Here is a 421-nt window from a genome sequence, read left to right on the forward strand (position 1 = left end):
CACGGGCCGACGGACACCGAGACTCGCATCCGTAACCCCGGGTAGTCGGACTGCGCGCGGATTTCCTGCACGTTGATTGTGTCGAGGTCGAACTCCATGCCGTCTTCGACATCGACCGCAGCGATATCGTGAACTACCTGAATGAGATGCGCGGCGGTGACGGCGGCACTGACGGCGTTCGCGGCGGCATCCTTCGTTGGTCGGCGAAACGCGTGGGCGGCCAGCAAGATCCCTCCTTTGAGGACGAAGTCGTCGGCATCGGAAGTTCGGGTGAGCCGATCCAGAAACGATTCCAGTACGTGTCGGATCAGATACTCCTGCGTCGGTGCGCCGGAACCGCTATGCACTGAGGTGGAGCGGGCGGCGGCCTGGATGTGGCGGAACACGTTGTCTCCGACGCTCATGACAGCAGCTGTAGTGC

At 62.5% G+C, this 421-nt stretch carries 1 protein-coding gene; it reads right to left on the minus strand.

The window, feature by feature from the left end; genetic code table 11:
• Positions 1 to 386 (minus strand): nucleotidyl transferase AbiEii/AbiGii toxin family protein (locus FH08_RS0134025; protein ID WP_200878831.1); only part of this gene is annotated, 386 nt, incomplete at its 3' end.
• Positions 387 to 421 lie beyond the last annotated feature (35 nt).

The organism is Caballeronia sordidicola (assembly GCF_000729995.1).
GTDB classification, from domain to species: Bacteria; Pseudomonadota; Gammaproteobacteria; order Burkholderiales; family Burkholderiaceae; genus Caballeronia; species Caballeronia sordidicola_A.